This window comes from Burkholderia sp. FW306-1C-G01B, from assembly GCF_058781685.1.
On the sequence record NZ_JBYSWZ010000001.1, the window covers coordinates 553,004 to 572,418 of the forward strand.

Annotated in this window: 18 protein-coding genes and 1 pseudogene; 5 read left to right on the forward strand and 14 right to left on the reverse strand. The window is 64.7% G+C overall.

What is annotated here, in order from left to right; genetic code table 11:
• Positions 1 to 17: 17 nt before the first annotated feature.
• The 9 genes and pseudogenes from AC3WLY_RS02500 to AC3WLY_RS02540 all read right to left on the reverse strand — a co-directional run.
• Entirely contained in the window at positions 18 to 1,304 is a 1,287-nt protein-coding gene (locus AC3WLY_RS02500) for a hypothetical protein (protein ID WP_492310195.1), read from the reverse strand.
• A 16-nt stretch (positions 1,305 to 1,320) separates the two neighbouring features.
• A complete protein-coding gene (gene wecC, locus AC3WLY_RS02505) occupies positions 1,321 to 2,565 on the reverse strand; it encodes a UDP-N-acetyl-D-mannosamine dehydrogenase (protein WP_175960310.1) in 1,245 nt (414 codons plus the stop codon).
• A 28-nt stretch (positions 2,566 to 2,593) separates the two neighbouring features.
• On the reverse strand, positions 2,594 to 3,772 hold the full coding sequence (gene wecB / locus AC3WLY_RS02510; protein WP_492310196.1) for a non-hydrolyzing UDP-N-acetylglucosamine 2-epimerase: 1,179 nt from the start codon (positions 3,770 to 3,772) through the stop codon (positions 2,594 to 2,596).
• A gap of 19 nt (positions 3,773 to 3,791) precedes the next feature.
• Complete coding sequence (locus tag AC3WLY_RS02515) at positions 3,792 to 6,041, reverse strand: polysaccharide biosynthesis tyrosine autokinase (RefSeq protein ID WP_492310197.1); 2,250 nt, start codon at positions 6,039 to 6,041, stop codon at positions 3,792 to 3,794.
• A gap of 19 nt (positions 6,042 to 6,060) precedes the next feature.
• The gene (locus AC3WLY_RS02520; RefSeq protein ID WP_175960304.1) at positions 6,061 to 6,540 is read right to left on the reverse strand and encodes a low molecular weight protein-tyrosine-phosphatase; all 480 of its coding nucleotides are present in this window, start codon (positions 6,538 to 6,540) and stop codon (positions 6,061 to 6,063) included.
• Positions 6,537 to 7,721 (reverse strand): polysaccharide biosynthesis/export family protein, encoded by a 1,185-nt coding sequence (locus AC3WLY_RS02525; protein ID WP_492310198.1) that lies wholly within the window; start codon positions 7,719 to 7,721, stop codon positions 6,537 to 6,539. Before AC3WLY_RS02525 ends, AC3WLY_RS02520 begins: the two co-directional genes overlap by 4 nt.
• A gap of 86 nt (positions 7,722 to 7,807) precedes the next feature.
• Complete coding sequence (locus AC3WLY_RS02530; RefSeq protein ID WP_492310199.1) at positions 7,808 to 9,214, reverse strand: undecaprenyl-phosphate glucose phosphotransferase; 1,407 nt, start codon at positions 9,212 to 9,214, stop codon at positions 7,808 to 7,810.
• Positions 9,215 to 10,027: 813 nt separating this feature from the next.
• Positions 10,028 to 10,177, reverse strand: a complete 150-nt coding sequence (locus tag AC3WLY_RS02535) for a hypothetical protein (protein ID WP_425132868.1) — start codon at positions 10,175 to 10,177, stop codon at positions 10,028 to 10,030.
• A gap of 119 nt (positions 10,178 to 10,296) precedes the next feature.
• A pseudogene (locus AC3WLY_RS02540) lies at positions 10,297 to 10,636 on the reverse strand (SEL1-like repeat protein); the annotation flags it as partial.
• 339 nt (positions 10,637 to 10,975) lie between these two features.
• On the opposite strand from AC3WLY_RS02540, the gene AC3WLY_RS02545 reads away from it, so the two are divergent.
• The 3 genes from AC3WLY_RS02545 to atsR are packed head-to-tail and all read left to right on the forward strand — an operon-like array spanning position 10,976 to position 14,207.
• Positions 10,976 to 11,848 carry a helix-turn-helix domain-containing protein gene (locus AC3WLY_RS02545; protein WP_310130559.1) on the forward strand — a complete coding sequence of 291 codons (873 nt, stop codon included), beginning with the start codon at positions 10,976 to 10,978 and terminating at the stop codon, positions 11,846 to 11,848.
• 42 nt (positions 11,849 to 11,890) lie between these two features.
• Positions 11,891 to 12,394, forward strand: a complete 504-nt coding sequence (locus AC3WLY_RS02550; RefSeq protein ID WP_175960298.1) for a putative pterin-binding protein — start codon at positions 11,891 to 11,893, stop codon at positions 12,392 to 12,394.
• 1 nt (position 12,395) lies between these two features.
• Positions 12,396 to 14,207: a hybrid sensor histidine kinase/response regulator AtsR gene (gene atsR / locus AC3WLY_RS02555; protein ID WP_492310418.1), complete on the forward strand. Its 1,812-nt coding sequence runs from the start codon at positions 12,396 to 12,398 to the stop codon at positions 14,205 to 14,207.
• 75 nt (positions 14,208 to 14,282) lie between these two features.
• Here the strand turns inward: atsR and AC3WLY_RS02560 are convergent, their stop codons facing one another.
• On the reverse strand, positions 14,283 to 14,702 hold the full coding sequence (locus AC3WLY_RS02560; protein WP_492310419.1) for a secondary thiamine-phosphate synthase enzyme YjbQ: 420 nt from the start codon (positions 14,700 to 14,702) through the stop codon (positions 14,283 to 14,285).
• Between the two features lie 10 nt (positions 14,703 to 14,712).
• Positions 14,713 to 15,039 (reverse strand): thioredoxin family protein, encoded by a 327-nt coding sequence (locus tag AC3WLY_RS02565; RefSeq protein WP_072438204.1) that lies wholly within the window; start codon positions 15,037 to 15,039, stop codon positions 14,713 to 14,715.
• A gap of 297 nt (positions 15,040 to 15,336) precedes the next feature.
• Between AC3WLY_RS02565 and AC3WLY_RS02570 the strand changes: the two genes are divergently transcribed.
• Both AC3WLY_RS02570 and AC3WLY_RS02575 read left to right on the forward strand, forming a co-directional pair.
• The gene (locus AC3WLY_RS02570; RefSeq protein ID WP_425132871.1) at positions 15,337 to 16,038 is read left to right on the forward strand and encodes a flavin reductase family protein; all 702 of its coding nucleotides are present in this window, start codon (positions 15,337 to 15,339) and stop codon (positions 16,036 to 16,038) included.
• A 120-nt stretch (positions 16,039 to 16,158) separates the two neighbouring features.
• Complete coding sequence (locus AC3WLY_RS02575; protein ID WP_310130546.1) at positions 16,159 to 16,491, forward strand: DUF2322 family protein; 333 nt, start codon at positions 16,159 to 16,161, stop codon at positions 16,489 to 16,491.
• A gap of 428 nt (positions 16,492 to 16,919) precedes the next feature.
• Here AC3WLY_RS02575 and AC3WLY_RS02580 read toward each other — a convergent pair whose 3' ends face one another.
• The 3 genes from AC3WLY_RS02580 to AC3WLY_RS02590 are packed head-to-tail and all read right to left on the reverse strand — an operon-like array spanning position 16,920 to position 19,191.
• A complete protein-coding gene (locus AC3WLY_RS02580; RefSeq protein WP_492310420.1) occupies positions 16,920 to 17,585 on the reverse strand; it encodes a hypothetical protein in 666 nt (221 codons plus the stop codon).
• A gap of 59 nt (positions 17,586 to 17,644) precedes the next feature.
• The gene (locus AC3WLY_RS02585; RefSeq protein WP_175960288.1) at positions 17,645 to 18,193 is read right to left on the reverse strand and encodes a CS1 type fimbrial major subunit; all 549 of its coding nucleotides are present in this window, start codon (positions 18,191 to 18,193) and stop codon (positions 17,645 to 17,647) included.
• An 8-nt stretch (positions 18,194 to 18,201) separates the two neighbouring features.
• Complete coding sequence (locus AC3WLY_RS02590; RefSeq protein WP_175960286.1) at positions 18,202 to 19,191, reverse strand: hypothetical protein; 990 nt, start codon at positions 19,189 to 19,191, stop codon at positions 18,202 to 18,204.
• Positions 19,192 to 19,415 lie beyond the last annotated feature (224 nt).

Genomic DNA, 19,415 nt, shown 5'->3' on the forward strand with positions numbered 1-19,415 from the left:
GAATCGAGCGGCCGCATTCACGGACGCGCTCCCGACGCCGCCGGCATCGCTTTCATATCGGCGACGTCCAACGCCCGGATCGATTCCGCATAAGCCGCGCATACCCGCTGTGCATGCGTCACGACGATCGCGTTCCGGATCAACGTCACGATCACCGCGGACGCCAGCATGCAGAAGAACCCGGTTTCGCCGCCGATGGCGATGCAACCGCCGAGCAGTGCAACGAACAGCGCCGATGTAACGATGTTGATCCGCGCGGTGACCGCGCTCTGCTCGAACGCCATCATCACGTTGCTGCCGACGACGCCATGCACGCCGGCCGCGCACTGGATCGCCAGCAGCACGCCGCCCGCGAGCACCATGTACACGCTATCACCATCGAGCCCGTAGCGCCAGGTCAGCCCCGCCACCATCGCAAGGTTCGCGACAAGTACGACCAGATTCGACAGGTCGATATTGCGCCGCATCGCGCCCAGCGTCGCATCGAGCGGCGCCTTGTCCTTCTTCCGCTTCACGAGGTCCGGCAATTGCGCGATCGAAATGGCGCGCGGCAGCAGGTTGCCGATCGCGGTCACCGAAGAAAACAACGACAGCATCCCCGCGAACGACGCACCGCACATCGCCTTCGCCATCGGTACGGTCGCCAGCGCGATGCCGCCGGACAGGAAATTGGTCAGCCCGAACTGCAGCCCCTTCACGTCGATGCGCAGCGAGAACGCGCGACGATCGGGCGCGCCGATCGCGGCGAACATCGCGACGGCCACCACGACCAGCGCAACCGCCAGGCACGGCGACGCGGAATAGCCGTGGCGCATGCCGATCCACAGCATCGCGCACGAGCCCGCGATCAGCAGGCAGTCGAACGCGATCGTGATCCGGTAGCGGCGGTACGACACGAAGAAATGTCGCGCGAGCTGATACACGGTCCAGCCCCACATCAGCGCGACCACGCCGCCGAGGTCGAACGCGACGAGGCCTGTCGCGGACACCAGCACGCATGCGAGCGTGGCGGCCACGGCGGTCCATCCCGCCATCGACACCAGCGAGTAAAACGCGCCACGCGCCGCCTGCTTCCCGTCGCTCGCCGGTACGCGTACCAGAATCAGCGTCGCCCAGCCGATGGCCGTGAAGAAACCGATCATCTGTGCAATCGCCAGGTTGGACGCCGCAGCCCCAAGCTCGTCCAGCGAATAGATCCGCTGGACGACCCAGAACGTCAGCACGCGATAGAGGCCTGGCGCGCCGGTACAGACAAGCGCCTCGAGACGGCCCAGCAGCTTTTTGGCGTCGGCATTTCGCAGCATGACTGTTGCGCGCCCGTTACCCGCGCGCCAGCACGCCGCGCGTGTCGATCACGACCTTGGTCTGCAGCCGCACCGGGTCCATGCGCCGGAACGGCGCATGATCGACGAGGATCACGATCACGTCGGCTTCGGCCAGCGCGGTGTTCAGACCGCACAGCCGGGCCTTCGCCTCGAGCGATTCGGGCAGCGCGGCGATGTTGGGTTCGACGACCAGCAGCGTCGCACCGGCGTTCTGCGCCAGCGCTTCGACGATCTCCATCGCCGGGCTCTCGCGCAGATCGTCGATGTCCGCCTTGAACGCGAGCCCGAGACACGCGATCACGGGCTCGCGGAACCGGCTCGCCGCCTGCCGCACGCGCTCGTAGACGAAATGCGGCTTGTCGTCGTTCACGTTGCGCGCGGTGCGGATCAGACGCGCGTGCTCCGGCGCGGAATCGACGATGAACCACGGATCGACCGCGATGCAATGGCCGCCCACGCCCGGCCCCGGCTGCAGCACGCTGACGCGCGGATGGCGGTTCGCCAGCCGAATCAGTTCCCACACGTTGATGTCCAGTTGGTCGCAAATCACCGACAGCTCGTTCGCGAACGCGATGTTCACGTCGCGAAACGCGTTCTCGGTCAGCTTGCACATTTCGGCAGTACGCGCATCGGTCAGGATGCACTCGCCGCGCACGAACACCTCGTACAGCTCCTGCGCACGCGTGCCGCATCTGCGCGTCATCCCGCCGATCACGCGGTCGTTCTCCACGAGTTCGCGCACGACATGGCCCGGCAGCACGCGCTCGGGGCAATGCGCGATACGGATGTCCGAGCGCTCGCCGGCCTGTTGCGGAAAGGTCAGGTCCGGGCGTTGCGCCGCGAGCCACGCGGCAATTTTTTCGGTCGCGCCGACCGGCGAAGTCGACTCCAGCACCACCAGGTCGCCCTTCTTCAGCACCGGCGCGATCGATCGGCATGCGGCCTCGATATAGGTCAGGTCCGGCTTGTTGCCCTCGGCAAACGGTGTAGGCACCGCGATCAGGAACGCATCGGCCGGCTCGGGCGTTGCCGTCGCGCGCAGGTAGCCTTGCGTCACTGCGGCATGCACGAGCATGTCCAGTTCGGGCTCGACGATATGGATCTCGCCGCGATTGATCGTGTCGACCGCATGCTGCGACACGTCGACGCCGACCACGCTTTTACGGCGCGCGGCAAAGGCCGCCGCGGTGGGCAGGCCGATATAGCCCAGCCCGATGACGGAAATGGTTTCGAATGACATGAATGAGGTTCTCCAGACGTCGGGGGATTCAGCAGGGCGAGCCGGCCAGGTATGCCGGCCCCTGCGTCAGGATCGGCGGCGAGACCAGCAGATCCGCAATCCGCTCGCTTGCACGGCCGTCGCCGTACGGGTTGTGCGCGCGGCTCATCGCGCGATAGGCAGCGTCGTCATCCCACAGCTCGACCACCGCGCCGACCAGCCGCTCGACTTCGGTGCCGACCAGTCTCACCGTGCCGGCCGCGACGGCTTCCGGCCGTTCGGTGGTGTCGCGCATCACGAGCACCGGCTTGCCGAGCGACGGCGCCTCCTCCTGGATCCCGCCGGAGTCGGTCAGGATCAACCACGCGCGGCTCATCAGATAGACGAACGGCAAGTACTCCTGCGGCTCGATCAGCACGACGTTGCCGATGTCGCCGAGCAGCCGCGTGACGGGTTCGCGCACGTTCGGATTCAGGTGCATCGGGTAGACGATGCGGCACTCCGGATAGCGCTTCGCGATGATCGCGATCGCTTCGCAGATCTGCTCGAACCCGCGGCCGAAGTTCTCGCGGCGATGGCCGGTGACGAGGATCATGCGCCGCGCGTCGTCGACGAACGGGAACCGCTCGCGCATCTGCTGCACCAGCGCCCGGTCGTGCTCGAGGCGCGCGGTGATCGCGAGCAATGCGTCGATCACGGTGTTGCCGGTCACGTGCACGCGGTCGGCTTCGACGCCTTCGGCCAGCAGGTTCGCCCGTGAGGTTTCGGTGGGTGCGAAGTGATGCAGCGCGAGCGCGCCCGTCACCTTCCGGTTCGCCTCTTCCGGCCATGGTGAATACAGGTTGCCGGTGCGTAGCCCGGCTTCCACGTGTCCGACCGGAATGCGCCGGTAGTACGCCGCGAGCGTCGCGCCGAGCGTCGTGGTCGTATCGCCGTGCACGAGCACGAGATCGGGCCGGAACGATTCCAGCACCGGGTCGAGCGCATTGAGGATGTGCCCGGTCAAGCTGCCGAGCGTCTGCCCTGCCCGCATCAGGTCGAGATCGAAATCCGGCACGATGCCGAACAGGTCGAGCACCTGATCGAGCATCTGGCGATGCTGGGCCGTCACGCAGACGCCGCAGCGCACGCCGTCGCGGGCCCGCAGCGCGTGGACGAGCGGCGCCATCTTGATGGCTTCCGGGCGGGTGCCGAACGTAACGAGGATGTTTTCGTGGTGATGGGTCATCGGAATCTCCGTCGGCAGATCACGTGCGATCCGCAGCGGTTTGCGAATCGGCGTCGTCATACCCGTACGCGCCGTAATTGCCGTACCGGGCGGAGCGCAGCCCCGGCCGGAAGCCGTTGAACACGACCGCGGTCGCGCGCGCGCCGGCGCGTTCGATCCGCTTCGCCGCTTCGAGCAGTTCGCCCGAGGTCGTCACGCCGGCACGTGCCGCGAGCAGGATCGTGTCCGCATGCGCGGCCAGGACGACGGCGTCCGTCACCGGCAACAGCGGCGGCGCGTCGAGCAGCACGACGTCGTAATCGCGTGCGACGTGCGTCAGCAACGCCGACAGACGATCGGACGACAGCAGTTCGACGGGCCGGTCGGCATGCGTGCCGGCCGGCAGCAGGTCGACGTTCGGCGCGACGTCGCGCACGATGGCGTCGGCGGCGGCCGCGCCGCCGCGAAGGACGGTCGACAGGCCGATCTCCGGCCGCATGCCGAAGCGCCTGGCCAGCTCGCCGCGACGCAGGTCGCCGTCGATCAGCAACACCCGCTTGTTCGACTGCCCGAGCAGCGCGGCCACGTTGGCCGACACGAACGATTTCCCGACACCCGCGGACGGCCCCGTGACCAGCACGCGGTTGCCGTCGGGCCGGTCCATCAACTGGAACCGCAACGCCGTGCACAGGCTCCGCAGCGCCTCGACCGCGGGTTCGTTCGGTCGCGCCAGCGCCAGGACCGGCGCCCCGCCGGCCGCGGCGCCGCGCTGCGCGAGCCGGCGCTGCGCAACGCTGTGCGGAATCGTCGCCATCACGTTCAGGTTCGTGTCGCGCTCGATCTCCGCAGGATCGGTCACGCCGCCGAACAGCACCGCGCGGCCGATGACGGCGCACGTGCCGAGCACGAGCCCCATCAGTGCCGCAATCACCGTGACCAGTGCCGGCTTTGGCCGCACGGGCTCGTCCGGCACGATCGCGCGATCGATCACGCGCACGTTGCCGATCTTGCTCGCGGTCGCGAGGCGAAGCTGCTGGATGCTGTTCAGCAAGCCGACATAGATCTCCGTTTGCACGGTCACATCGCGGCGCAGGCGTACGACGTTCTGCTGCGCGTCGGGCAAGCGCCGGATCGTGTCGTTGATCGTCCCGATCCGGGCCTTGGCGGCGGCGATCTGCCGGTCGACCGCCGCGCGCTCCGGGTGCGCCGGCGTCAGCGTCGACGCCAGCGCCAGCCGCTTCTGTTCGAGCTCGAACAGCGACATCTGCGCGGCGGTCGATTGCGTCAGCATCGCCTTCGCCTGCTCGCTCAGATCCACGATTTCATGGCGGGCCTGATAGGCATTGAGGCGATCTTCGGCCGCACGCAACTGACGCTCCACGGTCGGTACCTGGTCGCCCAGGAACGCCAGCGACTTCTCGGCGGTAGCCGCCTTGCGGCTCGCGTTCTGCCGCACGTAGTTGTCTGCGATCGCGTTCAGCACGGCGGCCGCGCGCTCCGGATCATGGCTTTCGTACGACACGCCGATCACGCCGGACTGATCCTTGCCGCGATTCGCTATCGTCAGTTTCTTCTGCAATTCGGTGAGCACGACCTGCCTCGAATCCGCCTTCACGACGAACTGCGCGCCCGCTTCGGCTTCGATGCCGGCCACCCGCAGCGTCACGTCGCCGGCGGCCGTCTTCACGTGCAGCGGCTCGCCGATCGCGCCTTCCACATCGCGCTCGAGATCGCCGCCGGACAGGCGATAGCGCCCGTCGCCCAGCGACGTGACGATGAACGCATGTTTCTGGAAACTGCGCGGCACGTCGAATGCCGGAACATCGATACGCTCGTTGCCCCAGACGAACCCGCCGATCCCGAACAGGCCGGGCGTCGACAGCCCGCGATTGAAGCGCGCAACGGCGGAGCCGATCACGGGTACGCGGCGCGGACGCGCTTCGATGTGCAGGTGCTGACCGTCGACGACCGGTTCGGTCACGAGCCGCGAGCGCAGGATTTCCATCTCGCCGTCGTCGGTCGATTTCACGTCGAACAGCGCGCCGAGGCCGCCGACCAGCCCGCCCTCCGCCATGCTGCGCAGGTCCGAGCCGCCGCTTTCCACCTGCACGGCAATGTCTGCCTTGTAGACCGGCTTCGCGACGAACGCATAGCCGGCGCCGAGCGCGGCACACGCCGCCGTGACCGCGACGATGCGGCCTGCATGCCGGATCAGCACGTCGAGGATGCCGCGCACGTCGAGTTCATCGGCATCGCGTAAATGGGATTGGCGTGGGTTCGATGCGTTCATTTGAGGCTCACTGCAAGTGTTACGGCGCATCCGCGCCGGTATCCGGGTGCTGCTGCAGGTTCGGTTCGAAGGTGGCGATCCGCGCGGCCCAATCGGCAACGCCGTGCTCGATCAGCTTCGTCGCGTAGTCGTAGACGTAGCGGCTTCGGCGGTACGGATCAGGAACGTCGGTCCGGTAGCGCTCGGTCAACCGATACACACGGCCACGCATCATCGGGAAGGTCCGCTCGATCAGTTCGCGATGCGCGACCTCCATCACCAGAATCAGGTCGGCCCACCGGCAGGTCCGGTCATCGACGCGTCGTGCCCGATGCGCCGACAGGTCGAAGCCGCGCGCGACCAACAGCGCATTCATCACAGGGTCGACCGGCGTCCCGCCGATCGCCGCGACGCCGGCCGACTCCACCGTGCGACCGGGCAGCACGCGCGACAACAGCGCCTGCGCGGCCGGGCTGCGGCATACGTTGCCGGTACACACCACCAGGATCCGTTTCATCATTTCGTGACGATCGCCGCCGTCAGGCCCGCGTTGATGGCCGGAAGCAGTTGCGCGAGCACGCGGCCGAAGCGCGCCAGCTTCGTGCTGTCGACGTACACGACGTCGCGCGGCTGCAGCTCGAACTCGTTGGCGAGCACCATCGACACCGGCGAGCTGCCATCCAGATGAAACACCTGCGCCTGCCGGTCCGCGCCGGCGCGAATCACGTAGGTTTGCTTCGGATCGGCCGTACCCTGGTTCACGCTGCCCGCTTGCGACAGCGCGTCGGCCAGCGTGAGCCGGCCGTTGCGCAGCGGCAGCGCCGTCGTCGGCTTGTTGACTTCACCCATCACGTACACGCCGAACTGGTCGCGCGCGCCGACCTGCAGCAGGTCGCCGTTGCGCAGCACGATGCGTGACGGATCGACGCGCTCGCGAATCAGCCCCGGCAGGTCGACCGGATAGGCGGCACCGTCGCGCACGAGCGTCATGCGGCTCTGATCGGCGTCGGCCGTGAAGCCGCCCGCGCGCGTGACGGCTTCGAGCAACGTCATCGGCGTGTCGTTGAGCGGTTGTGCGCCCGGTGCTCGCACTTCGCCGTCGACGTAGACGCGATTCGCGCGATACGACGCGACGCGCACCGTCAACTGCGGCGCGACGAACCACTTCGACAGCCGCGCGCGAAGCGCGGACTGAATCTCGCTCGTGCTCATGCCGGCGACATGCAGTTCGCCCACGTACGGAAAGGCCAGGTTGCCGCCCTGATCGACGACGAAGCCCGCCGGCGGATCGGCAGCACGCACCTGTTGCGTGCCCGGGTTGCCCTGTGCTGCGGCCAGTTCGGGGTGGTCCCACACGGTGATCTGCAGCACGTCGCCCGCGTCGATCGCGTATGGCGCCGGCGCCGCAAAAAGCGCCGCGCGCGTACGTTCATCCTGTGTGCGCGCCTCGCGCCGCTGGGCCGCGATCAGCTCGCCGTCGATCGGCCCGATCGGCACCCGCGCCGCCGCTTCACGCGAAGCGGGCGCGTTTTGCGGTTGGCCGGGCGATGCCGCAACGATGCGCTGCATCGATACCGTCAAGCCGCCTTCGTATGTCTGCGTCGCGATACCACCATCCTGCGGCGCATCGTGCGCGAGGTTCATATGCATGCCCGGTTCGACCGCGCACGCGGACAGCAGCACGACGGGCAGGACCGTCATCGCCGATCGCAATCGTTGCGCCCGTGAGCCGGGCCGTTTTCCAGTTTCCATTTCCGTTATCCAGACGACGTGCGTCGACGCGTCAATCAATAGGCATTGCGATGCGTGAATCCATACAGAACGGTCGCCGCCACGATCTTCACGTCCATCCCGAACGACCAGTTGTTCAGGTAGTAGAGATCGTGTTCGACCCGCTTCTGCATCTTCTCGACGCGATCCGTCTCGCCGCGATGCCCGTTGATCTGGGCCCAGCCGGTGATGCCCGGCTTGATCCGGTAGCGCTGGATATAGCCGTCGACAAGGTGCTGGTAGAAGCGGTCGTGCTCCACCGCATGCGGGCGCGGCCCGACCACCGACATGTCGCCCTTCAGCACGTTGAAGAACTGCGGGAGCTCGTCGAGGCTCGTGCGCCGCAGCAGCGCGCCGACACGCGTGACGCGCGGGTCGCCTTGCGTCGCCTGCCGGACTTCACCCGGCTCGCGCGTGTCGCGCACGCGCATCGTCCGGAACTTGTAGATGGTGAAGACGCGCCCGTAAGCGCCCCTGCGTTGCTGCCGGAACAGCACCGGCCCCGGCGACGACAGCTTCACCGCCAGCGCAACGACAACCATTAGCGGCGCGATTCCGATCAACGCCAGGCCCGCGAACACGCGATCGAACATCGCCTTGCCCGCCAGCGCCCGCGCGGACAGCGGCGATGAGACGAGATCGAGCGCGCGACCACGAATCGCCCCGTCCGGATGGAGCGGCGTCATGCCGGTGAGGTCCGGCATGAAGCGGATGTCGACCAGATCCTCGGCGAACGCGCGGACGATCTCGCCGACACGATCGGCCTCCGACAACGGCAGCACGATCCAGATCTCCCCGACCTGCGCGCGACGCACGTGCTCGACGAAGTTGGCCAGGTCACGATGCACGGCCGGCTCTTCCGGCCCGATCGGCGACAAACCGGACATGTCGAAGATCGCGGCTATCCGGAACGGCCGCCACGTTTCACGCGCATCGCGGCCAACGAGCGTCCGGCAACGTTCGCGATGCCCGACGAGCGCAACCGGTTTGCGCCGCGCATGCCGCGCCGCCGCGCAAACGCCGAGCCACCACCGCACGGCCTGCGACACGACGAGCGCGACCGCCGACAACGCGAACCAGCCGGCTAGCCAGTCGAACGCGACCGGGAATTGCCGGTCGCGCGCCATGACCGAAATCGTGCCGACACATAACGCGACGGCCAGACAGGCCAGCGCGAGCCACATGCGACGCCATGACAGCCCACGTTCGGGATCGCCATACAAGCCGGCCAACGAAAACAGGACGAGCGCACACGCAATCGAAACGGCCATCAGCACGGCATCGGATTCAGCAGACGGCGAGCCGCCCAGCCAGCTTCTCGCCGCCCATGCGGTGACGACAAGCAGCGCGGCATCCACAAACCTGAACCGTGAAGCTTTTCCGCGAACGGCGGGAGTGAATCTAGTTTGGTTGAACGAAGGCATAACCCTGGGCGATCACCGCCGCGATCGATTGCCAATGGAATGGCGGCGCATCGACACGCAATGCTCGCCACGCCGGCACGGATCGACGCCCGGACCGATGATCGATTTCATCTTTTGTTTAGTAATGCGAATCTGAATCGATTGAAATGGCCCCTCAATCAAACGTCACAGATCGTTAAATTTCGAGCCCGGTTGACATGGCCTGACAACTTCGACGAGACCGACGCCCTCTGTCTACCGCGAGCCCATCGCCTATCGATACGATGTAAGACTCGATACTGCCACTACGATCTGGCGTTTTAAATCGGTCATGTCCTAAACAAATTGATATAGAGACGTTTCTTGTCCGATTTACCAATGAAGCCGCTGCCTATATGGCGGATTGATTGATGTCAAGGGATCAAACGGAGCAGCGTGACGCGCATCGGGTCACGTCGCGAGACAATGTGGAAGCACCGCCATCCCGCGAACACGATGACCGACGACTGCGACGTGTGTCGGCGTTGCGATAAGCGCGACGTCGATGCGTCGCGGCGCACGGGCGACCGCCCGCCGCTCGTGCGCATCCGTCGCGGCAGCGTCAGTGCCCGGTTCGCGCGTGAGAACAGGCAAGTCCGCTTTGAACGTGATCGAAATCTTGCAGCGAGATCGCGTACGGGGCGCGGCCCGAGCGTAAACGAAATACCGCCGGCAAGCCGGCGGCAAAAGATGCGTCCACGCGTGACGTGGCGCACCTGAGGCACTCGATTCGGCGGGCGCGGGTCATTCAGCCGTGAATGACCCGCGCGATGCCGCTGCGCCTGACGCGCCCGCTCAGTTCTGCTTGAGCGGATTCAGCGTCGTGCACAGGAGGCCCGTGCAGTTGGCCGGCTTGAAATAGAACGACACCATCACCGGAGTCGACGCGCCAAGCGCCGCAACCAGCGCACCTTGAGTGAGCCGATGGGAAAGGATGGTCTTCATGTCGTTATCGATCGATAGAGTCGTTGTTCGGCTTATGCGTACCTGCGAACTTCGATAAGCCCCCGGCGTGGCGCGCGATGGTGGTCTCCCCGCTGCCGCCCCCGTTGCTTCCGGCCCGGTCAGTAGTACCAGTACGTCTGATTCCAGACGCCGTAGTACGGATAGCCCGAGTTCCAGCAGCCGTAATAGACGTCACGCCATTGCGTGCGCCATTTCCAGTCTTCTTCGTCTTCCTTCTTCGCCTTGCGCGCGAACTCGAGCAGCTTCTTCGATTCCTTGCCGCCGCGGGCGGTCGCGCTCGGCGGCGTCGCGCATCCACTTGCGTGCCTGGTAGCTGTCCTGGCGCACGCCATCGCCGCGGAAATAACGCAGGCCGAGATCGTAGGCCGCCTTCGGCTGGGCCTTCGCGGCCTGCTTCAGCGCGACGATGCGCGCGTCCTCGCGCTCTTCCGCATCGTTTATTCGCGCCGCAATTCTTCGAGCTATTCCACCCCGCGAGATCGTACCCGGCTTGCGCGCGGCGCAGCGGATACAATCCGCCGACGCCGACACGCAGTCCAAGGCTCTCTCAGGCTCTCTCTTTGAATCGTTCCATCACTACTTCATTGCCGTCGCCTTTCGCCGTATCGGCTGTCGCCGACATTGGCCCCAAACATGACGCGACAAACAATAGTGACGTGGTGAGCAATAATAATGGAGAAAAATGGCATGTCAAGGTCCTTCGCGTTTTCAAAGTTTGCGTGACGCGTCACTTTTGATATGCTCTTCCTCGCCCAAACCCCTGGAGACCCCGTCGAGATGTCCAACAGCGAGCAGGCCAACGTCGATCTCATCACCGCCAACAAGGTGCGCGACCTCCTGAACCGGAACGGCATTCCGCCGCGAAGTCACAACACGACGATCGCGAATGTGCTGGGCCTCAGTTTCTCGGTCGTCACGCGCAAGATGAAAGGCCTGATCCCATGGAACCTGTCGCAGTTGCAGGACATCGCGACGCACTTCGGCGTGCCGCCCGCGATCCTGCTCGACGACAAGGGCGCGCAGCCGGCCGCCGCCGAGATGATCGACGCGACGCTCGTGATCGAGTCGCGGCGCTTCCGCTGCCGCGCCGCGATCTCGACGAAGGCCAGCAGCCAGATCGAAACGGATTTCGTCGCGCTGCAGTGGCAAGGCGAATGGATCGTCACGGAGCGCCAACACGCGCGCGAAGGGCGCACGTATGCGGTCGACGTCGTCGAGCTGCGTTCGACCCAGCCGAACGTGTACGCGGCACGCATCGCCGTGGTCGACGATTCCCGGGACGTCGCCGAAACGGTATGTGAATATTTCATCGAAAAAGGCGTGAACGCGATCCCGTACTTCGACGGCGCCACGTTCCGCAAGGCGCTGGAAGTCGAGGATTTCGACGGCTACATCCTCGACTGGATGCTCGGCGACCAGACCGCCGCCGATCTCGTGCGCGGCATCCGTTCGAGCGAGAACAGCGGCGCGCCGATCTTCCTGCTGACCGGCAAGATCTCGACCGGGGAAGCCAGCGAAGACGAAATCGCGCACATCGTGTCGCACTACAACGCGCGCTGCGAGGAAAAGCCGGTGCGCCTGCCGATCCTGTTCGCCGAAGTGGCGCGCGAACTGAAGATCGCGCTGCCCGCCGCGGCCGCCGCGAGCTGAGGCCGGATCGACAACCCACCACCGCACGAACGAGGGAAAGACATGCGAGTTTCGACCATCTGGACCAAGAGCCTGCTGACGGCCTGCCTGCTCGGCATGGCCGCCGCGGCATGGGCGGCTTCGTCGTTTACGTTCACCGTCGACGGCAAGATCGACAAGAGCAACCAGCAGGGCAGGACGGCCTACGTGTTTTCCGAGCAGGCACTGATGGCGCTGCCGCAGCATACGATCGTCACGTCGACGAGCTGGACGCCGAAGGCGACCTTCACCGGCCCGCGCCTGTCCGACGTGCTGAAGACCGTCGGCGCGCACGGCACGCAGATCGAATTCCACTGCATCGACGAATATACGTTCACGATTCCGGTGTCCGATGCGGACAAATACGGCGTGATCCTCGCGCGAACGATGAACGGCAAGGTGCTCGGCAACGACAACTACGGCCCGCTGTGGATCATGTATCCGCGCGACCAGTATCCCGACGAGCTGAAGACGCCGCTCGGCGAAGCCAAGTTCGCGTGGCAGATCATCGGCCTGACCGTGAAGTGAAATGACGCGGCCGCGACGGAAAAACAGAAAAATCATTCTGATCCTCGGGTCGCTGTGGATCGCGGGATTCGCCGCGTGGGCGTTCCTGCTGTGGGACCTCCTCGCAACCTCGGTCAACGAGGGCGTGCTCGAAGGGCCGCGCGAAGGCGTGTTCTGGACGGCCGCGCAATACCGCAACGTCTATACGCGGTTCGACCGGCAACTGATTCTCTACGCGACGCACGAAGACGACGACTTCGATCGCGTGCAGATGCAGCTCGACAGCCTGTCGGTATCGTTCGGGTTTCTGCAACGGCCGTCCGAAGTATCCCAATACTGGCTGCGCATTCCGCGGGCGCGCAACGAGATCGACGCGCTCGGCGAATTCATGACGCGCCTGAAGCACGACGTGCCGTTGCTGCGCGGTGCGCCGAAGAACGCGCGGCAGGTGATCGACGAGGTCAATGCGTACTGGCCGAAGGTCAACGGCCTCGCGAACTACTTCCGCGCGATCGAGATGGCGCAGCGCGATTTCACGTTCCATCAGTTGAAGGAAAAGCAGCGCGCGATCCTGATCCTTGGCATCGTGCTGGGCGTGATCCTGTGCGCGCTGTTCCTGCTGCTGTTCTATACGATGCGCACGCGCGACGACCTGCTCGAACGGCAGGATGCAGCGCTCGACGCGGAGCGCAAGGCGTCGGATCGCGCGTTCGAGATGATCGAGGCGAAGAACGCGTTCCTCGGGATGGTCAGCCATGAACTGCGCACGCCGCTGCAGGCGATCTGCGGGTCGATCGAGATCCTGCTCGCGCGCCCGCAATCCGACGCGAACCTGAAGACGATCCGGCGGCTGCAGAATTCCGCGCTGTCGCTCGAAGCGCTCGTCAAGGACCTGACCGACTACATCAAGCTGCGCTCGACCAAGCGCCTCGCCGAACTGGAAACGGTCGGCATGGCATCGCTGCTCGCCGAAGTCATCGAGCCACTGCGCGAAAAGATCGCGGCCAAGCGGATCGCGGTCGCGCAGCAGGTCCAGCCGCACGATCTGTCGATCCGCTCGGACCGCAAGCTGTTGCGGCAGGTGCTGTCCAACCTGGTCGAGAATTCCGTCAAGTACACGCTCGGCGGGTCGATCGACGTATCGATCGCGCTCGCCGACGCGCCGGCCGGCAAGCAACTGACGATCGTCGTGCGCGACACGGGCACCGGCATCGCGAAGCAGCATCTGTCGAAGATCTTCGAACCGTTCTACCGCGCGAACGACGCGGTCGGGCTGCACGTGGACGGGATCGGCATGGGGCTCGCCGTCGTGCGCGAAATCGTCACGACGCTGCGCGGGCATGTGGACGTGCGCAGCGTGGTCGGCGAAGGCAGCGAATTCGTCGTGACGCTGCCTGTCGAGGTGCCCGACTTCACCGAGACGGCCGGCGAAACGCCCGCGTTGTCGGCGGCCGCCGCGCATCGCGACCGGCGCGCGCTGGTCGTCGACGACAACGACAACGCGCGCGAAACACTTGGCGCGATGCTGTCGGCGCTCGGCATCGACGCCGATCTGTGCGGCACCGGCCAGGAAGGCGTCGCACGCTTCGGCACGGACCGCTACGACATCGTCGTGCTCGATCTCGAACTGCCGGACCTGAGCGGCTTCGAGGTCGCGCGGCGCATTCGCGCGGTCGCGCAGCCGGACGACGACGGCCGCCATCCGGCGATCGTCGGCGTCAGCGCGTATGAATCGGCCGCGCTGCGCGAGAACAAGCACGTGTTCGACGAATTCCTGCCGAAGCCCGTCCACCTGCGCGAGCTCAGCGCCCTTGTCGAGAAGCTGCTCGCCTGAAGCGGTGCGCCGCGCGCAAACGCACACGGCATCGCGCGCCGGCGCTGCATCACGCGTTCCCGCTCACGTTCCCGCTTATTCGCCGATCAGATGCAGTACGATGTCGCGCCGGTGCGCCGCGCGACGATGCTCGAACAGGTAGATCCCCTGCCAGGTGCCGAGCACCATGCGCCCGTGCTCGACCGGAATCGACAACTGCACCTGCGTGAGCGCCGTACGCAAATGGGCGGGCATGTCGTCGAGCCCTTCGGTGTCGTGCTCGTAGCGGCTTTCGTCTTCCGGCGCGAGCGTCGCGAAATAGCGTTCGAGATCGCGCCGCACCGACGGATCCGCATTCTCCTGGATCAGCAGCGAAGCCGACGTATGGCGGCAGAACACGGTGAGCAGGCCCGTGCAGATCGACTGCTGGTCGACGAACGCGCGCACCTGCGGCGTGAACTCGACGAGGCCGCTGCCGCGCGCGTCGACGGCGATATGCGTGATGGCCTGTTGCATGATCGTGACGTCAGGCCAGCGCGGCGAAGCCGTCGGCTTCGATCTGCTTCGCATCGGCGGGCCGCACGACGCGCGCGACCTCGACGCCGTCGCGCAGGAACACCAGCGTCGGCCACAGCTTGACGCGGAACGAGCGGCCGAGCGGGCGGCCCGGACCGTCCTCGATCTTCAGGTGGCGCACGGCGGGATGCGCAGCGAACGATTCGACGATCGCGGGCTGCGCGCCCGCGCAGATGCCGCACCAGTTGGTGCCGAATTCGATGACGGTCGAACCGGCGAGCGCATCGACTTCCTCGCGCGTCGGTGCGTTGGCGGTATAGCGTTGCGGCGTGTCCATCGGGGCCCTCATGTGCAATTCCGGATTGCGGTCGCGCGGCGCGCGAGGCGCGGCGGCGTGCGGCCTGCGATTTCTTACTGTAGCGGAAAAGCAGGCGTGGTGCCGATGCGCTGATGGCCGTTCGCGTACCGCATGCTCGCGCCGTTGCAGCGCGTTGCAAGCGCTGCTCCGCGAGCAATTTTCGTGCGTCGCCGCAGCGCGCCGATCTCCGGATGACACGACAAGAATCGGAGCGCCGCGCGGCCGCGACAGGATCAGCATGCGGACTGATCCCTCAACGAAGCGAAGGCCCCGACCATGAACGCTCCGCATCGCGTCACCGAACCGAACATCCTCTATTTCGGCACGCCCGTCGTGCTGGTCAGCACGCTGAACCCGGATGGCACGGCAAATCTCGCGCCGATCTCGTCCGCGTTCTGGCTGGGCTGGCGCGGCGTGATCGGCATCGCCGCCAGCTCGCAGACCACCCGCAACCTGATGCGCACCGGCGAATGCGTGCTGAACCTGCCGTCGTCCGCGCAGGCGCACGCGGTCGACCGGATCGCACGGACGACGGGCACGCATCCGGTGCCCGAATCGAAGCGCGCGCGAGGCTACGTATACGAACCCGACAAGTTCGGCACGGCGGGGCTGACGGAGACGCCATCGCAGACCGTGTCGCCGCCGCGCGCGCTCGAGTGCCCGATTCACCTGGAAGCGGTCGTCGCGGCCGTGCACGGGCTCGCCGATGAAACACCCGACCTGCGCGGGAAGATCACGGTGTTCGAGGTGCGCATCCAGCGCGTGCACGTGCATCCGGACCTGCTGATGGAGGGTCGTCAAGACCGCATCGATCCCGACAAATGGTCGCCGCTGATCATGAGCTTCCAGAAATTCTATGGCCTGGGGCCTCGGCAGGTACATGCATCGCGGCTCGCCGAGATTCCCGAGCGCGCGTATCGCAGCCCGGACATCGAGCGCTCGCGGGAAGCGGGCGTGCCGGCCGACGCCGGGCGGTGACGGAACGCGATGCCGCCGGCCGCACCGGCCGGCCGCGCCGGCCGGTGCGCCGAAACCGATCGGATAAAATACGGCCGGCCACGCTCATTGGCCCATGACCGAACCGACGGAGTGTTTTCAGTGATTCAAGCTACCCCAGTATTCAAGGACAACCTCGCGCAATTGCCGGCCATCGACGGCATCGCGCGCATCGATCTCGTCGGCGCGAACGGCGATGTGGTCGCCAGCATCGAAAACCAGCCCGGCAAGCAGGGTTCGCTCGCGGTCTACCACTACCTGAAGCAGGCATTCGGCACGCTCGACGCGAAGGCTGCCGAGCATGGTCTCGCGGTGTTCGCGGAGCACACCGCCGACGCACGCAACCGCCCCGGCGCGCACCCGAACGTCGATCGCCTGCTCGCGATCGTCGCCGGCGGCGACGCGCTGCGCATCGACGTCGTCGCGAAGGGTTGAGCGACAGGCGGGAACATGAGGCCGCGCTTCAATGCGCGGCACGCTCGTGCCTCTCTTCAACGGGTGCCAATGCATGCCGGATCATCGTCCCGCACGCAGCGCCACGGCAATTCAGTCATGCTCGAATCGCTGTTTTGCGTATCGCAGGAACCGGGAGTCATCTCGCGGTCAGCGTCGCGCCGGCGAGAGCGCACAAGCAGGCAACATCGCCGGATTCGGCGGCGGCCACGAGAGAAAGGGGAGACTCATGGAAGTATCACCAGGTTTCCGACTCGTCAGGAAACCGGATCTCCACACCACACCCACCAACGATTCCGAGCCCGTCTGTCGGCTCGCACGTCAGCGTCTAAGGGTACACGCCGTGTCATTCGGGTAATGCAGGCGATATGCGAATGGAGCGGTTGTCCATTTCGCATCGAAACGACGGATTATCCCTCGTGGCCGTCACACACCGGATGCCTTGGAATCTTCACGACGCGCCCAGGCACGGGCAGCGATACCCCCGGATAGACATTGAAATCGTCGAGCTTATGGCCGTCCGCCTCGGCACCCGTTACGGGGTAGCGCACGGTACCTGTCGCGGTTACGCGCGCACCGTTGGCTTCGCACGTGACGGAAAGCGTCCGGCGCTCGTTCTCGGGCAACTGGCGAACCAACCCGCTGAATCCGAGATTGACGACGATATTGGCGGTCGCCGCCTTTTTCTCGGCCGCCAGCACCTTGACGACCGGTTTGACGTCGAGCCGGTAAACAGTCTCCGTCTCGACCGCGCGCAATGGCTTGAGCGTGATCGTCTTCGTTTGGCCGGGCGAAAGCGTCATGCGGAACGGATACGCATAGATGGACGGATGCGTCGATTCGCCAACCGACTCGAGCCGCTCATCCTCCAGCGGCACGCCCGGGTTGAGCAGACGCGACAGCGAAATGCTCACGTATTCGGGCCGATCGCTGTTGTTGACCACTTGCACGGCCGTCGCCTTCGCGTCGACCTGTACTTCTTTCGGCATCAGGTCGATCGCGGCAAGCGACGGGGGCGACATGGACAGACAGGCCGCCGCACAAACGCCGAAGAATACGGAAGAAAGCAGCTTCATGTGCATGTATCAGTCAATCAATGGAAGATGGGGGTGACACCTGGAATGACGGTGGCTCGTCAAGGCGCCTTGATGACCGGTTCGAATACCATCGACAACACACCGGAGTATGTACCCACCGTGCTTTTGAAATCGCCTTCCGGCGGATAGGCCGAAATGGCGAGACCGTAGTAGCCCACCGAATCCGTACCGGCCACGGGCGGCGCCGGGTTCTGGAACTGCACGCTCTGGCCAACCGACAGCGCCTTCGAATTCCCGCCTTCGTTGCCGAGGAGCACCTTCGGCGATCGGAACACCTGGGCGGCATTCGACTGGTTGCGAATCGTCAGCGGTTCGTCCATGCGAACCTGGAACACTCCGCTCGTCGATACGACCTTCAGTCGCGCCTGCACCTCGTACGGCGTCGTCCAGCCACCGAGCTGCTGCATTTCCAGCCCCTTGTCGAACCAGCCACCCTTGTCGTCGGTCACGGTCAGCACGTCCCGCTTGGTCACGTGCGCGGCGATCTTGCTCTGGGTCTTTCCCGTGAGGTTCACGGTCTGCGGCAGTGCGACGGCAGGCACGAACAGCAGCGCAACCAGTACGTTACAGCGTGTAGACGCTTTCACGGGATCTCCTACGATTTGGTGACGACAGTGAACGTCAGCACATCACTGTAATCGCCGTCTTTCACGGTCGAGTCGACCGTCGTCTTGAAGGTCGGTACGAAGCAGGTTCTGCCCGAGCTATTGAGAGGCAGCGACTTATTGCTCGCATTCGGCAGCGACACATTCGACGTGCCGCTGTCTAGCGTCACGTTGTAGGGTACGAGTTGCGAAGCGTCCTTCAGGTTTTTGAGGCGATAGCGGCTGCCGGCAACGCCATTGGCACTGTCAGCGTTGATGATGAACTGCTTGCCGCTCACCGCCGCGCCCAAATAGGTAAAGCAAAGCTGATCCGGACTGTTCGGGAAAATTTTCTCTCCATTCCCCTCGGGCAGCTCACCCAGGTTCCAGTCCGGCGCGGTCATGCTGATAGCGATGACGGGCGGCAGCGGCGTCTCCGGGTCAATGACCGTACAGTTAGCAGTGTTGTTGTTCCGAGCGAAATACGCACCACCCGTTATTTCGCCGACGTCATTTCCGGGCGCAGTCAAATTTGCAGCTTGAATTGAGACCGCAGGCCAATCGGAAATCTCTTCATCAGAGATTAAAATTTCAACATGGCCGCTGAATGGGGAAATGTTCCTCCATGGCGTCCCAACAGTTGTACTATGAGAATACACTTTATACTTACCCCCAGTGCCATTCTCAACGAAATCATTTTTCATGCCATCCAGCCAAATGGCAATGGCAGCTCGGGAACTCCTATCTAGAAGACCATCCTTAGTATACGTGTACACAATAAAACCGCGCGCCGCGAACTTTTTATTATTCGAACTACCAAAACCCTGCTTGAAATTGACAACCATATTTAGCGTGGAGGTTCCATCTCCATTATTCCGCCAGGTACACCCCTGATAACTATTGACGACAGATCCACTTTCGAGATACCACGCATGCGCGGGAAGCGAAACCAAAAACAAACTAAGCAACGACAGCAAAGCAGTTCCGATTTTTATTCGCATTTCGCATTTCCTCAACATCCCCCCTCCATTCTCATCGATCAGAGAACAATCTCACCAGACGGAAATTTCCGGAATTCGCATTTCACCGGCGAAATAGAATCACAGCCATTTCCGACAAAAACAAAGAACAGATACTTTCACCGCCCACCAGTTCGTCACTGCAGCCGGTGAACCATTTGATAAATCACGGCGCCGTATCCAACGTTGATGACAAGCGGCGCCTG

Coding starts and splice junctions, on each gene's coding strand:
- AC3WLY_RS02520 (WP_175960304.1), bottom strand. CDS start 6,540: ATGATGAAACGGATCCTGGTGGTGTGTACCGGCAACGTATGCCGCAGC.
- AC3WLY_RS02560 (WP_492310419.1), bottom strand. CDS start 14,702: ATGCAACAGGCCATCACGCATATCGCCGTCGACGCGCGCGGCAGCGGC.
- AC3WLY_RS02580 (WP_492310420.1), bottom strand. CDS start 17,585: ATGAAGCTGCTTTCTTCCGTATTCTTCGGCGTTTGTGCGGCGGCCTGT.
- wecB (WP_492310196.1), bottom strand. CDS start 3,772: ATGACCCATCACCACGAAAACATCCTCGTTACGTTCGGCACCCGCCCG.
- AC3WLY_RS02530 (WP_492310199.1), bottom strand. CDS start 9,214: ATGCCTTCGTTCAACCAAACTAGATTCACTCCCGCCGTTCGCGGAAAA.
- wecC (WP_175960310.1), bottom strand. CDS start 2,565: ATGTCATTCGAAACCATTTCCGTCATCGGGCTGGGCTATATCGGCCTG.
- AC3WLY_RS02515 (WP_492310197.1), bottom strand. CDS start 6,041: ATGAACGCATCGAACCCACGCCAATCCCATTTACGCGATGCCGATGAA.
- AC3WLY_RS02535 (WP_425132868.1), bottom strand. CDS start 10,177: ATGAAGACCATCCTTTCCCATCGGCTCACTCAAGGTGCGCTGGTTGCG.
- AC3WLY_RS02570 (WP_425132871.1), top strand. CDS start 15,337: ATGAACGCTCCGCATCGCGTCACCGAACCGAACATCCTCTATTTCGGC.
- AC3WLY_RS02590 (WP_175960286.1), bottom strand. CDS start 19,191: ATGCGAATAAAAATCGGAACTGCTTTGCTGTCGTTGCTTAGTTTGTTT.
- atsR (WP_492310418.1), top strand. CDS start 12,396: ATGACGCGGCCGCGACGGAAAAACAGAAAAATCATTCTGATCCTCGGG.
- AC3WLY_RS02500 (WP_492310195.1), bottom strand. CDS start 1,304: ATGCTGCGAAATGCCGACGCCAAAAAGCTGCTGGGCCGTCTCGAGGCG.
- AC3WLY_RS02550 (WP_175960298.1), top strand. CDS start 11,891: ATGCGAGTTTCGACCATCTGGACCAAGAGCCTGCTGACGGCCTGCCTG.
- AC3WLY_RS02525 (WP_492310198.1), bottom strand. CDS start 7,721: ATGACGGTCCTGCCCGTCGTGCTGCTGTCCGCGTGCGCGGTCGAACCG.
- AC3WLY_RS02565 (WP_072438204.1), bottom strand. CDS start 15,039: ATGGACACGCCGCAACGCTATACCGCCAACGCACCGACGCGCGAGGAA.
- AC3WLY_RS02545 (WP_310130559.1), top strand. CDS start 10,976: ATGTCCAACAGCGAGCAGGCCAACGTCGATCTCATCACCGCCAACAAG.